This window comes from Tamilnaduibacter salinus (assembly GCF_003096655.1).
Classification (GTDB): Bacteria; Pseudomonadota; Gammaproteobacteria; order Pseudomonadales; family Oleiphilaceae; genus Tamilnaduibacter; species Tamilnaduibacter salinus.
Genome location: NZ_QEKQ01000005.1, coordinates 54812 through 70082 on the forward strand (window position 1 = coordinate 54812; position 15271 = coordinate 70082).

At 62.1% G+C, this 15271-nt stretch carries 13 protein-coding genes; 8 read left to right on the top strand and 5 right to left on the bottom strand.

Going from position 1 to position 15271, the window contains the following annotated elements:
• Window positions 1–163: 163 nt before the first annotated feature.
• The 3 genes from C8D92_RS08545 (at window position 164) to C8D92_RS08555 (ending at window position 5315) form a co-directional block, all read left to right on the top strand.
• Entirely contained in the window at window positions 164–1618 is a 1455-nt protein-coding gene (locus tag C8D92_RS08545; protein ID WP_095611003.1) for an aldehyde dehydrogenase family protein, read from the top strand.
• Window positions 1619–1887: 269 nt separating this feature from the next.
• A complete protein-coding gene (uvrD, locus tag C8D92_RS08550) occupies window positions 1888–4056 on the top strand; it encodes a DNA helicase II (RefSeq protein ID WP_095611004.1) in 2169 nt (722 codons plus the stop codon).
• 101 nt (window positions 4057–4157) lie between these two features.
• Window positions 4158–5315 (top strand): TRAP transporter substrate-binding protein, encoded by a 1158-nt coding sequence (locus C8D92_RS08555; protein WP_116919092.1) that lies wholly within the window; start codon window positions 4158–4160, stop codon window positions 5313–5315.
• A 37-nt stretch (window positions 5316–5352) separates the two neighbouring features.
• Here the strand turns inward: C8D92_RS08555 and C8D92_RS08560 are convergent, their stop codons facing one another.
• Genes C8D92_RS08560 through C8D92_RS08570 form a run of 3 tightly spaced genes read right to left on the bottom strand, consistent with a single transcriptional unit; the run spans window position 5353 to window position 7721 of the window.
• Entirely contained in the window at window positions 5353–5766 is a 414-nt protein-coding gene (locus C8D92_RS08560; RefSeq protein ID WP_095611006.1) for an acyl-CoA thioesterase, read from the bottom strand.
• 15 nt (window positions 5767–5781) lie between these two features.
• Window positions 5782–7158, bottom strand: coding sequence for a TRAP transporter large permease (locus tag C8D92_RS08565; protein ID WP_116919235.1), 1377 nt, complete (start codon window positions 7156–7158; stop codon window positions 5782–5784).
• A 5-nt stretch (window positions 7159–7163) separates the two neighbouring features.
• Entirely contained in the window at window positions 7164–7721 is a 558-nt protein-coding gene (locus C8D92_RS08570) for a TRAP transporter small permease subunit (RefSeq protein WP_116919093.1), read from the bottom strand.
• A gap of 329 nt (window positions 7722–8050) precedes the next feature.
• Here C8D92_RS08570 and C8D92_RS08575 point away from each other — a divergent pair, with 329 nt between their 5' ends.
• The 5 genes from C8D92_RS08575 (at window position 8051) to phoU (ending at window position 13502) form a co-directional block, all read left to right on the top strand.
• Window positions 8051–9097 (top strand): substrate-binding domain-containing protein, encoded by a 1047-nt coding sequence (locus C8D92_RS08575; RefSeq protein ID WP_116919094.1) that lies wholly within the window; start codon window positions 8051–8053, stop codon window positions 9095–9097.
• Window positions 9098–9214: 117 nt separating this feature from the next.
• Window positions 9215–10603, top strand: a complete 1389-nt coding sequence (pstC, locus tag C8D92_RS08580) for a phosphate ABC transporter permease subunit PstC (protein ID WP_116919095.1) — start codon at window positions 9215–9217, stop codon at window positions 10601–10603.
• Window positions 10596–11870, top strand: coding sequence for a phosphate ABC transporter permease PstA (gene pstA, locus C8D92_RS08585; protein ID WP_095611010.1), 1275 nt, complete (start codon window positions 10596–10598; stop codon window positions 11868–11870). The genes pstC and pstA overlap by 8 nt, the downstream gene beginning before the upstream one ends.
• A gap of 14 nt (window positions 11871–11884) precedes the next feature.
• Window positions 11885–12754: a phosphate ABC transporter ATP-binding protein PstB gene (gene pstB, locus C8D92_RS08590; RefSeq protein ID WP_116919096.1), complete on the top strand. Its 870-nt coding sequence runs from the start codon at window positions 11885–11887 to the stop codon at window positions 12752–12754.
• 25 nt (window positions 12755–12779) lie between these two features.
• A complete protein-coding gene (phoU, locus tag C8D92_RS08595; RefSeq protein WP_116919097.1) occupies window positions 12780–13502 on the top strand; it encodes a phosphate signaling complex protein PhoU in 723 nt (240 codons plus the stop codon).
• A gap of 62 nt (window positions 13503–13564) precedes the next feature.
• On the opposite strand, the gene C8D92_RS08600 is transcribed toward phoU, so the two are convergent.
• Window positions 13565–13930: a histidine triad nucleotide-binding protein gene (locus C8D92_RS08600; protein WP_116919098.1), complete on the bottom strand. Its 366-nt coding sequence runs from the start codon at window positions 13928–13930 to the stop codon at window positions 13565–13567.
• 29 nt (window positions 13931–13959) lie between these two features.
• A complete protein-coding gene (locus tag C8D92_RS08605) occupies window positions 13960–15252 on the bottom strand; it encodes an FAD-dependent monooxygenase (RefSeq protein ID WP_116919099.1) in 1293 nt (430 codons plus the stop codon).
• Window positions 15253–15271 lie beyond the last annotated feature (19 nt).

The following is a 15271-nucleotide window of genomic DNA, read 5'->3' on the forward strand; positions in this document are numbered from 1 at the left end:
GCTGTGATTGCGGTCTTCTACCTTGGTCGCAAAGCGCCTTCATGACTTGTCCGACGGGGTGAAGTCAGCCACTATGAACCCTGTTCCCAAAGGCCTCTGAGGCGCCCTGTCGAACAGGCGCTGACCGGAGGCTGCTTACCTCTTGCCGCGAAAAGGAGCCGATATGATGGAGTCACCGCTGCTCAAGCACCTGGATGGTTACATCGGAGGGGAGTGGGCCCGAACCGCATCCGGCCAGTCTTTTGAGGTCTTTAACCCGGCGACCCAATCGGTCATCGCGGAAGTGGCCTCCATGGAGGAGGCGGACATTCACCGGGCGATCGCCGAGGCGAAGCAGGCGTTGCGCCTGACGCAGCCCTATGATCTCGAGACCCGCCGGGGCTGGCTGGAGGGCATCCGCGATGCGCTGAAGGAAAACCGCGAGGAAGTCGGTCGCATCCTCTGCATGGAGCATGGCAAACCGCTCAAGGAAGCGCAGGGTGAGGCGGACTACGCGGCCGGTTTCTTCGATTATTGCGCGAAGTACATCGACCACCTGGCGCCGCACACGATTCCCGAGCAGCCCAAGAACGCCACCTGGACGATTCATTACCGGCCGATCGGTGTGTCGGGCCTGATCACGCCCTGGAACTTTCCGATTGGCATGATCGCCAAGAAGCTGTCCGCTGCGCTGGCGGCCGGCTCCCCGACGATCATCAAACCGGCGGCGGAAACGCCGCTGACCATGATTGCCCTGTTCTCACTCATGCACGAGAAGCTGGACCTGCCCAAGGGCATGGTCAATCTGGTGATGGGCAAGTCCAGCATGATCGGCCGCATCCTGTGTGAATCACCGGACGTGCCGATGATCAGCTTCACCGGCTCCACCGAAGTGGGCCGCACACTGATGCAGAACAGTACCGGCTGGGTGAAGAAGCTGGGCCTCGAACTGGGTGGCAACGCGCCGTTCATTGTCTTCGATGACGCCGATCTGGACGCGGCGGCCGATCATCTGATGGCCAACAAGTTCCGGGGTGGTGGCCAGACCTGCGTCTGCGCCAATCGCATTTTCGTCCATGACGACGTCGCTGAGGCCTTTGGCCAGAAGCTGGCGGAGCGGGTCAATGCGCTGGCCGTCGGCGACGGCATGAAAGAGGGCACGGACATCGGGCCGCTGATCAACAAAGGCGGATTCGACAAGGTGCGCCGCCACGTTGAGGACGCGCTGTCGAAAGGCGGTACTCTGGTGGCCGGCAAGCAGCCGGGTGAACTGAGCGGACAGGATCTGTACTACCCGCCGACAGTCATTGATGGCATCACCCGAGAGATGGCCTGTTCGCAGGAGGAAACCTTCGGCCCGCTGGTGCCCATGGCCCGGTTCCAGTCCGAGGACGAAGTGATCGATGCCGGCAACGACACTGAGTTCGGCTTGGCCGCCTATGTGTTCACCGGCGACGAGGCGCGAGCACAGCGTGTGATCGGCGGATTGCGGTTTGGCCACGTCGGCTGGAACACCGGCACTGGCCCGACTCCGGAAGCGCCGTTCGGCGGCATGAAAGCTTCCGGCATCGGCCGCGAGGGCGGTATCGAAGGCCTGATGGAGTACGTCGAGCCCCAGACCGTGCCGCGCGGGCAATAGGCGACCAACAGCGGGGCCTGCGGGCCCCGTTTTGTTTTGAGCCAAGGAAGCGCCCAAAAGCGAAAGTTAGAAGGTGTTAAAGTCGGAAAGAAGAAGGAATGCGTGCCGGCTACTTTCAGACCTTCTGACTTTAAAACGTTCAAACCCCTTTGCTCCGTCCGAAGGACGCTTTCCGTACTTTCCGTGGCCCACTCGATCCTCCGTCAGTGGTCCGCGACTTCCCTCTGATATACTCCCCCGTTCATTTTCGGCGAAGGCAGACGCTCGGAATGGACGACGTATCGCCCATCATCGATCCTCTTAATGACGCCCAGCGCGAGGCCGTGACCGCGCAGAACCGACATCTTCTGGTGCTGGCCGGTGCCGGCAGTGGCAAGACCCGTGTGCTGGTGCACCGTATGGCCTGGCTGATGCAGGTGGATCAGGTGCCCGCCACCGGCCTGCTGGCCGTGACGTTTACCAACAAAGCCGCCCGTGAGATGCGGGGCCGGATCAGCGAGATGATGAATCTCGGTGGCCACGGCCTCTGGTTTGGCACCTTTCACAGCATCGCCCATCGCCTGCTGAGGGCGCACTGGCAGGATGCCGGCCTGCCCGAGAATTTCCAGGTGCTGGACAGTGACGACCAGCTGAGGCTCATCAAGCGGGTGATGCGCGAGCTGGAAATGGACGAGAGCCGCTGGCCACCGCGCCAGGCACAATGGTTCATCAACAGCCGGAAGGACGAAGGTCAGCGCGCCGCGAACATCCAGGAGAATCCCGGGGATCATTTCACCGCCGAAATGCTGACAATCTATCGCCGTTACGAGAACCAGTGTCAGCAGAGCGGGTTGGTGGATTTTGGCGAGTTGTTGCTTCGTTCCCACGAGCTCTGGCTGCACCGGCCCGAGCTGACGGCCCACTACCAGCGACGGTTCCAGCACATCCTCGTGGACGAATTCCAGGACACCAACACCATCCAGTACGCGTGGCTGCGGGTGCTGGCCGGTGACCGGGTGCCCATGACCATCGTGGGGGACGACGACCAGTCCATCTACGGCTGGCGCGGTGCCCGCATCGAGAACCTGCAGCGTTTTCAGCAGGATTTTCCCGACGCGCGCCTGGTGCGGCTGGAGCAGAACTACCGGTCGACCCAGACCATCCTCAAGGCAGCAAACACGGTGATTGCCAACAACCAGGGGCGACTGGGCAAGGAACTCTGGACCGATGGCGAGGAAGGCGAGCTGATCAGCCTGTATGCGGCCTTCAACGAACAGGATGAAGCCAACTACATCGCCGATACCATCAGTGCCTGGGTCGATGAAGGCAACCTGCGTCAGGAAAGCGCCATACTCTACCGTTCCAACGCCCAGTCCCGGGTGCTGGAGGAATCGCTGCTGCGCCAGGGCATTCCCTATCGCGTCTACGGTGGTCTGCGGTTCTACGACCGACAGGAAATCCGCAATGCCCTTGGGTACCTGCGACTGGTCCTGTATCCGGACGATGATGCCGCGTTTGAACGGGTGGTGAACATCCCCACCCGGGGCATCGGCGCCAAGAGCCTCGCCGAGATTCGCCGGACGGCCTCGGAAGGGGCGCTGTCACTCTGGCAGGCCTCGCTCCGCATGCTGGAAGCGGGCGCACTCAAGGGGCGCGCGAAGACGGGGTTGCAACAGTTCATGACGCTCATTGAGGCGTTGGACGAGGATCGCGACAAGCTGACGCTGCAGGAGCTGACCCAGCGAGCCGTGCGCGACAGTGGCTTGCGGGATTACCACGCCAGCGAAAAAGGCGAGAAGGGCCAGGCGCGGGTCGAGAACCTGGACGAACTCGTCAACGCCGTGGGTGAATTTGATGTGGACGATGGCATGGACCCATTGACGGAGTTCATCGCCCAGGCGGCTCTGGACGCCGGTGAGGCTCAGGCGGAGGACGATGAGGACAGTGTTCAGCTGATGACGCTGCACTCGGCCAAGGGGCTGGAATTTCCACTGGTGTTCCTGGCGGGCGTCGAGGAAGGTCTGTTCCCGCACAGCATGTCGCTGGAAGAGCCTGGCCGCATGGAAGAGGAGCGGCGGCTCGCCTACGTGGGCATGACGCGGGCCATGAAGCGCCTGGTGATGACCTACGCCGAGTCACGCCGTCTGTACGGCCAGGAGAAGTTCCACGCCCTGTCGCGTTTTGTCCGTGAGATCCCGCCGGACTGCCTCCAGGAGGTGCGCCTGCGCAATACCGTCAGCCGGCCCGCCATGGTCCAGCGCCCGAACGAGGGCATGGGCGGCGGTGATCCGCTGGCGGAGGCGGGCTTCCAGCTGGGCCAGCGTGTCCACCATCGCAAGTTCGGTGAGGGCATCATCATGAACTGTGAGGGCAGCGGTCACCATACGCGCGTCCAGGTGAACTTTGACGAAGGAGCGAAGTGGCTCGTTCTGGCCTATGCTCCTCTGGAACGGCTATAGATTATCCGCGACTTTAGCCGTAGGACCCCCATTCCGCGTGTCCAAACCCGTACACTGACCAACGGGTGCACTGTACAACAATCAAAAAACAGGGAGGCAACATGACAACCCGTCTACTGATGACCTCGTTACTGGTCGGCTCGCTGAGTCTTGGTCTGGCCGGTTGTTCCGGTGGCGCTGACAATGGCGAAACGACCGGCAGCAACCAATCGTCCGAAGACGGCACAACGTCAACGGAGATGGCGTCCGGCGATTCCGGCGAGAAAACCTACGAGTGGAAACTGGTCACCACCTGGCCCAAGAACTTCCCGGGGCTGGGTACCGCGCCCGAGCGCCTGGCCGACAATCTGCGTGAAATGACCGATGGCCAGATCGACATCACCGTCTACGGTGCCGGAGACCTGGTGCCGGCGCTGGAGGTGTTCAGTGCTGTTTCACAGGGCACGGCTGAGATGGGGCACGGCGCCGGTTATTACTGGAAGGGCAAAGTGCCGGCGGCGCAGTTTTTCTCGACCGTTCCTTTCGGCCTGACGGCGCAGGAGTACAATGGCTGGATGTTCTATGGCGGCGGACTGGAGCTCTACCGCGAGGCCTATGAGCCGTTCGGCGTCATCCCCTGGCCGGGTGGTAATACCGGTGTCCAGATGGGAGGCTGGTTCAACAAGGAAATCAACAGCGTTGAGGACCTGAAAGGCCTGAAGATGCGGATTCCGGGGATCGGTGGCGACGTGCTGGAAAAGGCCGGCGGTACGCCGGTGAACCTCCCGGGGGGCGAAATCTTCACGGCGCTTCAGACCGGTACCATCGACGCCACTGAGTGGGTCGGGCCCTATAATGATCTGTCCTTCGGCCTGCACCAGATCGCCGAGTACTACTACTATCCGGGCTGGCATGAGCCGGGTACGGCGCTGGAGTTGATCGTCAACGAGGAGGCCTACAACAGTCTGCCGGATCACCTCCAGAAGACCGTCGATATCGCGGTTCGTGAGATGAACGCCGACATGCTGGCCGAGTACACCGCCCGCAACAACGAGGCACTGAAAGAGCTGGTCGACGAGAAGGGCGTGAAACTGCGCCGCTTCCCGGACGACGCGCTCAAGCGCCTGCGTAACATGTCGGAGGAAGCGGTGAAGGCACTGGCCGAAAAGGATGACATGGCCGCCAAGGCCTACGAGTCCTATAAGTCATTCCGTGACAAGGTGGTGCCGTACACGGAAATTTCCGAGCAGACCTACATCGAGGCCCGCTCAGCGGAGTAAGCGCCGGGACCGGCGGCGGGCTCCTCCTGCCGCCGGTTCAGGTCCGGCTGCTCCGGTCCCCTTTCACTTCCCGGATTCGCCCGTGGTCGTCGATGGCGACATAGACGAACAGGGCTTCGGTGACCTTCCGCATCCGGTCGGCATCCCGGTCCCGCGTCCAGACTTCCACATTGATCTTCATCGAACTGGTTCCGATATCCACCAGTTCGCTGTAGAACGCCACCTGGGACCCCACCCTCAGGGGTGAAAGAAACTCCATCCGGTCGATTGCGACCGTGGCGTTGCGCCCACGGGAAATGCGCTCGGCGGTCGTGGCAGCGGCCATGTCCATCTGCCGGACCAGCCAGCCGGCGTAAAGGTCGCCGTTGGCGTTGGTGTCAGCAGGCATCGGGACCACCTGGAGCGCGAGTTCGCCCCGTGGCCTGGGCTTGTCATCATCGTGCAGGGTCATGATTGCGTTCCCCGGTTAACCGTAAAGCAGATTGGGTAAGTAGGTGGCCAGTTCCGGCAGGAGTGCCAGCAACAGCAGCATGATGAGCTGAATGGCGATGTATGGCATCACACCGCGATAGATCTGGCTGGTCGTGACGCTGGCCGGCGCGACGCCCCGCAGGTAGAACAGCGAGAAGCCAAACGGTGGCGTCAGGAAAGACGTCTGCAGGTTCAGGGCGATCATGATCCCGAGCCACACCGGGTCCAGCCCCATCTGCAGGAGCACCGGGGCGACGATGGGAACCACCACGAACGTGATCTCGATAAAATCCAGGATGAAGCCCAGCAGGAAGATTACAATCATTGTGACAATCATGGCCCCGACCACGCCGCCGGGCATGTCGTTGAAAATGCCGTGAATCAGCTCGTCCCCACCGTAACCCCGGAAAACCAGTGAGAAGATCGTCGCGCCGACGAGAATCAGGAACACCATGCAGGTGACCCGGGTGGTCTGTCGGCAGACATCCCGCAGCACCGGATGCGTCAGTCGACCGCGCATCGCCGCCAGGCCGCAGGCGCCCAGCGCCCCGACACCGGCGGCCTCGGTGGGTGTCGCGATGCCTGTCAGGATGGACCCGAGCACGGCCACAATCAGCACCAGTGGCGGGGCCAGATTCTGCCAGAGCGAGCCCGCGGCATCGGCTTTCTCGGTGTCAGTGCGGTTGTCCGCCGGGGCGGCTTCGGGTTTGAGGAATGCGATGGTGACGATGTAGACCACATACAGAAGCACCAGTATCAGCCCCGGAATGAGGGCGCCAACGAAGAGGTCGCCGACCGATACGGTGTCCGGGCTGAAGATTCCCTGATTGCGCTGGGCCCGCTGATAGGCGCTGGACATGACATCGCCGAGCAGTACCAGGGCAATGGAGGGGGGGATGATCTGGCCCAGGGTGCCGGTGGCGCAGATGGTGCCTGTGGCCAGCGACGGGCTGTAGCCGCGCCGCAGCATGGTGGGCAGTGAAATCAGGCCCATGGTGACCACGGTGGCACCCACGATGCCGGTGCTGGCGGCCAGCAGCATGCCCACCACCGCCACGGAGACGCCGAGCCCACCCCGGACGCGACGGAATACCTCGCCCATGCTCTCCAGCAGACTTTCGGCAATTTTCGATTGCTGGAGCATGCACCCCATGAAGATGAACAGGGGCACGGCGATCAGCGTCTGGTTGGTCATCAGGCCAAACAGGCGGTTGGGGGTGGCGCCCATAAAGGATGCGTCATAGATGCCGAACAGCATGCCGCCGCCGGCAAACGCCAGCGCGGTGCCGGCCAGGGAGAAGGCCACGGGATAGCCGGCCATCAGCACCACGCAGACGACGCCGAACATGATCAGGGGCATGAACTCGATCACGGCGCTCACAGGCGGTCCTCCACGTCACCCGGTTGTTCCTTCCGGCGCCAGCCCAACAGAACGGCACCGTTTCGTAACACCTCCGCTCCCCCTTGAATGAACAGCAGTGCGCACATGACGGGGATCAGTGTCTTCAGGAGAAAGATCGCCGGGATGCCGCTGCTCTCCGGGGAGGTTTCCAGAATGGCCCAGGAATCGAGCACGTACCCCCAACTGGACAGGGCAATGTAGATCACCACCGGCAGCATCAGCAGCAGGGTGCCGAGCAGGTCCACCAGCGCTTTCCCGCGCCCGGGCATGCGCTGGTAGAGAATGTCCACGCGCACGTGGTCGTTGTGTTTGAGGGTGTAGGCACTGGCCAGCATGAACAGCGTGGCATGCAGGTACATCACGCTCTCCTGCAGAAAGATGGAGGACTGATCGAACAGATAGCGCATGATCACGACGGCGAATGTGAGGAGCACCATGGCGACGTTCAGCCAGGCCAGCAGACGTCCGGAATGTTCCGTAAAGGCGTCCAGGCTGTCCAGCAGACGCAACGGGGCAGGGGAGTCGGTTTTCATGGATCGGTATTCTTGTGCTGCGCAGTATGGGGCCCATGGTAGCCCGTTTGGGTGTCTCTGCAAGCCGTTTTAGACGTAATGGGGAGCCGGCCGCGGTTGCGATTCGAAGGGGGCGGACGGGCCGCTCGCGAGCAGCGGTCGGGGAGGAAACGCTATGCTGTCATATAACTGTCATACAGGGTCATTAGCCTGCATGACATCGGCTTATCAGTTGCCGTGCCATGGAGGCGCCACGGGAGGGACATCCTTTCGGTCGCCTTCGGGCGCCGGCGGACACCGGATCGGTGACGCCGGCCGCCTGGACACATCAGTGCATTAGGAGGCTCAACGTGAAAAAACTGAATACAGCTCTTGCCAGCGTCGTTGTCGCTGGCGCCATGACGGCCGTCGCAACGCCGGCAGCCGCGCGGGATACCATCAGTATTGTGGGTTCCTCGACCGTCTACCCTTTCGCAACAGTGGTTGCCGAGCGGTTCGGTCGTAGTTCCGATTTTCCCACCCCGAAGCTGGAATCGACCGGTTCTGGCGGTGGCATGAAACTGTTCTGCCAGGGTGTTGGTACTCAGAACCCGGACATCACCAACGCCTCCCGTCGGATGAAGCCCAGCGAGTTCAAGCTGTGCCAGAACAACGGCGTGGAAGAGATCACGGAATTCCGCATTGGCAGTGATGGCATCGTGATCGCCAGCTCTCAGGACGCCGAGAACCTGGATATCTCCCTTGAACAGCTGTTCCTGGCGCTGGCGGAGAAAGTCCCGAGCGACGATGGTTCTGAGCTGGTTATGAACCCGAATCAGACCTGGAGCGACGTGGATAGCAGTCTTCCGGATGCCAAAATCCGGGTAATGGGTCCGCCCCCGACCTCCGGTACGCGTGACGCGTTCGTCGAGCTCGCCATGCAGGGTGGCTGCGAGGAAATGCCTATCTTCGCGAACATGGAAGAAGAGGCGATGGAAGAAGCCTGCCACAGCATCCGCGAAGATGGTGCATTTGTTGAAGCGGGTGAGAACGACAACCTGATCGTTCAGAAGCTCATGGGCGATACCGAAGCTTACGGCATCTTTGGCTACAGCTTCCTGGAAGAAAACCGTGGCAAGCTGCAGGCGGCTGTGATCAATGGCAAGAAGCCGACGGTCGAGAACATCGCCAAGGATGACTACCCGATTGCCCGTTCACTGTGGTTCTACGTCAAGCAAGCGCACATTGGTGTGGTTCCGGGTATCCAGGAGTATGTGGCCGAGTTCACCAGCGCCGGCGCCATGGGTCCGAACGGCTATCTGAAGGATGTCGGACTGATTGTTCCGACTCGTGACCAGCTCATGGAACTGGCCAAAAAAGCTGAGGCCATGCCGTCCATGACCGGTAACGAGCTCTGATTGCCAGAGCGTGTTGCTGGACGAACAGTGCGCGGGCCATGCCCGCGCTCTGTTTTCGTCTTTTCAAACAGAACACGATACAATCCGCCGCGTTTCTGACGGCAGAAGAGAGTCGCCATGCAACCGGGTAACCTGCTGCTACTCACCGCAGTTCTGATCCTGATCGCCTACGGGTTGGGGTACGCCCGATCCCGTGCTCTTGCCATGCCGCTGGGCGGCATCAAGCATCTCAAATCCCTGCCGGGTTATTACGGCACTCGGGCAGCCATCTGGTGTGGCGTGCCCGCGCTGATTCTACTGGCGTTGTGGGTCACCTTCGAAGGTCGGATTATTCAGTACCTGGTGGTCTCCGGGCTGCCGGCGGAGGTCCGTCCGGATTCGGCCGGCAAAGCCAGCCTCATGCTCACCAAGATCCAGAACGTGGCAAACGGATCGCTGCCGGCGGGCTTTGTGGAAGAACCGATTGCCAAAGCCGCGGAGACGCTGACCCGTCTTCAGGCTCAAAGCAGCTGGCTGAGAACCGCGCTCGTCATCTCGGTGGCGGTGCTGTTCGGTGTCTGGGGCTGGTTCCGCATTCACCCGGCGGCCAATGCCCGGCGCAAGGTGGAAACCACGCTGCGCTGGTTCCTGTTCGGCTGCGCTGCCATCGCCATCCTGACCACCGTCGGCATTGTCTTCTCCGTCGCTGTGGAAACCGTGCGTTTCTTCGACCGGGTGCCGATCACCGATTTCCTGTTCGGCGCTCACTGGAGTCCGCAGACGGCCCTGCGCGAAGACCAGGTCGGAGCGGATGGCTCGTTCGGCGTTATTCCGCTGTTTTTGGGCACGATGCTGATTTCGGCCATTGCCATGCTGGTGGCGGTGCCGGTCGGTCTGTTTTCCGCGATTTACCTGTCCGAATATGCCAGTAAGCGGGTCCGTAGCACGGTCAAGCCCCTGCTGGAGATGCTCGCGGGCGTCCCAACCGTGGTCTATGGCTTTTTTGCGGCGCTCACCGTGGCGCCCTTTATCAGCGATCTGGCCGCTGCCATTGGTCTGGAGGCCTCTTCCGAGAGTGCGCTGGCCGCCGGTCTGGTCATGGGCGTGATGATCATTCCGTTCGTGTCGTCACTCTCGGACGACGTTATCAACGCCGTTCCGCAGACGCTGCGCGACGGATCGCTCGCGATGGGTGCCACCCAGTCCGAGACCATGAGTAAGGTCATCTTTCCGGCCGCGCTGCCGGGCATCATGGGCGGTATTCTTCTGGCCGTCTCCCGGGCGATCGGTGAAACCATGATCGTCGTGATGGCGGCCGGCCTGGCCGCCAACCTGACGGCGAACCCTCTCGATGCCGTGACGACCGTCACGGTGCAGATTGTCACCCTACTGACGGGCGACCAGGAGTTCGACAGTGCCAAGACGCTGGCGGCGTTTGCCCTCGGGGCCCTGCTGTTCCTCGTGACGCTGATGCTGAACGTGGTGGCCCTCAAAATCGTGCGCAAATATCGGGAACAGTATGACTGATCAACCTTCTCAGGCAGAACAGGTCCGTCGCTCGCTCAAGCGGCGGTACCGTAAGGAACGGCGGTTCCGGTCTTACGGCATCGCCGCCATCGCGGTGGCCCTCCTCGCCCTGGCGATCCTGTTCATCGACATCATTGGCAAGGGCTACAGTGGCTTTCTCAAAAGCACTGTGACGCTGGAGGTAACACTCGACAGTGACGTCATGATGCTCGAGGACCCGACCGACAAAACGGCGCGTCGCATGGCTGATTTTGTGGCACCGTTGCAGCAGGCGCTGATGGCGGAGTTGCCCCCGGAGGCGCAGGATCAGCCCCGGGCTGTCCGCGGGCTGATTAACAATTACGCGTCCGACGCGCTGAAAAAGGCGGTGGCCGCCAACCCGGAGTGGATGGGCTCGACCCGGACAATGACGTTCCTCGCCAGTACGGATGTGGACGTCTACATGAAGCACCAGAGCGACGACCGATACTCAATCAAGCTCAGCGAGCAGCAACAGGGCTGGGTGGACGAGCTGGCCGAACGCGGCGTCATCGATCTGAGCTTCAACGACGTCCTGTTCACCAATGGCGACTCGCGTAACCCCTCGCAGGCCGGCGTTCTGGGCGCAATCATGGGGTCGCTGTTCACCATGCTGGTGACGCTGGCGCTGTCGTTCCCGATCGGTGTGGCAGCGGCGATCTATCTGGAGGAATTTGCGCCCCAGAACAAGGTCACTGATTTTATTGAGGTGAACATCAATAATCTGGCCGCCGTGCCATCGATCATATTCGGTCTGCTGGGCCTGGCGGTGTTCATCAACCTGTTTGGTCTGCCGCGCTCGGTCCCGGTCGTGGGTGGCCTGGTGCTGACCCTGATGACCCTGCCGACGATCATTATCTCCAGCCGGGCCGCCATCAAGAGTGTGCCGCCCTCGGTACGGGAGGCGGCTGAAGGCATCGGGGCATCGAAGATGCAGGTCGTGATGCACCACGTGTTGCCCCTGGCCCTGCCGGGTATGATGACCGGTTCGATTATCGGCATGGCCCAGGCGCTGGGGGAAACGGCACCACTGCTGTTGATCGGCATGGTGGCCTTTATCGTGGATGTGCCGGGTGGGTTCCTCGATTCCGCCACGGTTCTGCCGGTACAGGTTTACCTCTGGTCCGGCAGCCCGGAGCTGGCCTTTATTGAACGCGCGTCAGCGGCGATTATGGTGCTGCTGACGTTCCTGATCGGTATGAATGCACTGGCTGTCTGGCTACGCCGTCGCCTTGAGCGCCGGTGGTAAAGGAGTCTCGAATCATGAATACGATGAACGCAACAGGTATCAATGCCGCGACGACGGAGGGTGGCCAAACCGCCGATGCGACGGAAGACCGCCCCTATGGCCCCACACGTGGACAGCCGTTTGCCGATGAAGCGAGGTTCAAGCTCCGGGACGTCAGTGTGTATTATGGCGAGACCGCCGCGATCAAGAAGGTCAGCCTGGACGTCGCCCGCAACGAGGTCATCTCGTTCATTGGCCCGTCCGGGTGTGGCAAGTCCACGTTCCTTCGAACCCTGAATCGCATGAATGACAGCATCGACGGCTGTCGTGTTGAGGGACAGTTGACGCTGGATGGTGAGGATATCTACAGCGACAGCCGCGATGTGGTCGAACTCCGGGCCCGGGTCGGCATGGTGTTCCAGAAGCCGAACCCGTTCCCCAAGTCGATTTATGACAACGTGGCCTACGGGCCGCGCATTCACGGGCTGGCTAATCGGAAGTCCGAATTGGACGATATTGTTGAGCGCAGCCTGCGCGGTTCCGGCCTGTGGGAAGAGGTCAAAGACCGGCTGGACGCGCCGGCCACGGGCTTTTCCGGCGGCCAGCAGCAGCGGCTGTGCATTGCGCGAGCAATTGCCGTGAGCCCGGAAGTGGTGTTGATGGATGAGCCCTGCTCCGCTCTGGACCCCATTGCAACGGCAAAGGTGGAAGAGTTGATTTCCGAGCTCTCCGAGAGCTATACCATTGTTATCGTCACGCACTCGATGCAGCAGGCGGCCCGGGTGTCCGACCGCACGGCCTATTTCCACCTCGGCCATCTGGTTGAGGTGGACGAGACCAACCAGGTCTTCACGTCGCCGCAGCATGAGCTGACGGAATCCTACATCACGGGTCGCTTCGGCTGACCACCCTGCTGGACGGAGAACCACGATGAGTGACCAGGACGATATCTACGGCGATCACATCTCGCATCAGTTCAACGACGAGCTGGCCAGGCTCAAGGAAGATTTTCTGCACATGGGTGGCATGGTCGAGCAGCAGGTGGCCGACGCCATCCAGGCCCTGACGAACGGGGATGGCGAGCTTGCCAGCCAGGTGCGTCAGAAAGACAAGAAAGTGGATCGACTGGAGCTGGAGATCGACGAGGAGGCCACCCGGATCATCGCCCGTCGTCAGCCGACCGCGCGCGACCTGCGCCTGGTGATCTCCGTGATCAAGATGGTCGCGGATCTGGAGCGGATCGGCGATGAAGCGAAGAAAACCGCCAAGCTCGCCATGCGGCTCGCGGAAGAAGGTCAGGCGCCACGCGGCTATGTCGAGGTGCGCAACATCGGCCGTCATGTCGGCCAGATGCTGCACGACGCGCTGGATTCCTTTGCCCGCCTGGACTCGGAACAGGCGCTGGAGATCATCCGCGAGGATGCGCGGGTGGATGAGGAGTATCAGGGCGCCGCACGCACCCTGCTGACGTTCATGATGGAAGATCCACGCAATATCTCTCGCTGCATGTCCGTCATGTGGGTGCTGCGGGCACTGGAGCGTGTCGGGGATCATGCCTGTAACATCGCCGAGCACGTGATTTTCATGGTCAAGGGTGAGGACGTGCGCCATGCCTCCATGGAGGAAGCGGAGCGCGTGGTCGGCGGACCCTGAAAGCCCGTAGAACCGGAAGAGCCCCCGGTGGACGGTCTGCGTCGACCGGGGGCTTTTTCGTGTCAGACTGACTTCGGTGTGTCGGAATAGGGCGGCCACCCCAGCGTCTTACCGGCCAACAGATGCAGATGGATGTGGTAGACGCTCTGCCCCGCCTGCTCGTTGCAGTTCATCACCACCCGATAACCGTCCTCGTCAAAGCCCATCTCCTTCGCCAGCTTGGCGGCCACAACGAAAAGATGGCCGACGGTGTCCTTATCGTCCTCGCCAACGTCATTGATCGTCTCGATGCGGCGCTTGGGGATGATCAGCAGGTGTACCGGTGCCTGGGGGTTAATGTCCTTGAATGCCAGGGACTGCTCATCCTCGTAGACAATGGTGGCCGGGATCTCCCGATTGATGATCTTGTCGAAAATCGTCTCAGACATGACGCGTCCTTTTTTTGGGTGACCGTGTGTCAGTGTGTGCTCAGCCGCTGCCCGGGCAGTTTCTCCAGGGCACGGGCCAGTGGTTCCGGAAGCCGTTCGTCGATCCCCATGGCGTAGCGGGCGACGGTCTGCTTGGCCAAGGGGACCCGATCGGCCAGCGCCAGCCCCAGGTTGCGGGCCAGGTGCAACGGCGGTAACCGGTTGCTGAACGCATGGTAAAACACGTCCATGGCCAGCATCATACGGCGGTTGGCCGGGCGGCGTTCGGCTTCGTAATCATCCAGTATGGCGGTGTCGGCAAGCGACAGACCCTGCCAGCGTGCGTTGATCAGCCGCGACTGCAGGGCTTCGGCATCCTGGAAGCCGAGGTTGACGCCCTGACCGGCCAGCGGGTTGATGGTGTGGGCGGCGTCACCCACCAGCACCACGCCCCGGTGGTGGTACCGTTGGGCATGCTGGCGGGCCAGCGGGAAGCTGCCGCGACCGCCCAGTGCGGTCAACCGTGGAAGCTCGTCCGGAAAGGCGGACTGAACGGCGGCGAGGAACCCCTCGGCGTCCAGCTGCTTCAACCGGCCCAGCGTCTCGGGATGGTCGTACCACACCAGCGAGGCCCAGCTGCCACCGTCCTGGCTGGCATGGAGCGGCAGGAAGGCCCTGGGGCCGGTGGGGTGGAATGCCTGCCAGGTAATGTCCTGCGGTGGACCGTCGTATCGGACGCTGGCAACCAGCGCCTGCTGGGCATACTGGTCTCTATGGGTGGCAATGCCCGCCAGATCCCGGACCCGGGAGCCCGCCCCGTCAGCCCCCACCACGAGTGTTCCCTCAATGGGGCTGCCGTCATCCAGTGTCAGTACGGCGCCCTTGCCGGTCTGCGCCAGGGCGTCTGGTGATACGCCGAAATAGCCGGTGACCCCGGGCGCGTTCATCGCGGCGGATTGCAGAGCCTGCAGGGTGACGGCGTTTTCGACGATGTGGCCCAGATGGGGACGGCCAATATCCCTGGAATCGAACACCGTTTCACCACGGGCCCGCGGCAGCAGTCCCGACAGTGGGTGGCGGGTGTCATCGCGAACGGCAAGGCGCCGATAGGGCGTCAGACGCATGTCGGCCATCGCGGACCAGACGCCCAGCCGGCGCAGGTAGGTTTCGGTACCGGCACTGAGGGCGGAGACCCGAAGATCGGGCGCATCCTCTCCGAGCCAGTCGGAGGGCGGCTGACGGTCCACCAGCGCCACCTCAAAACCGGACTGCCCCAGCCCGGCCGCCAGGGCAGCACCGACCATGCCGGCCCCGACAATGATGACATCCACCTGCTGTGTCATGATTCGCCCCCTGTGTCCT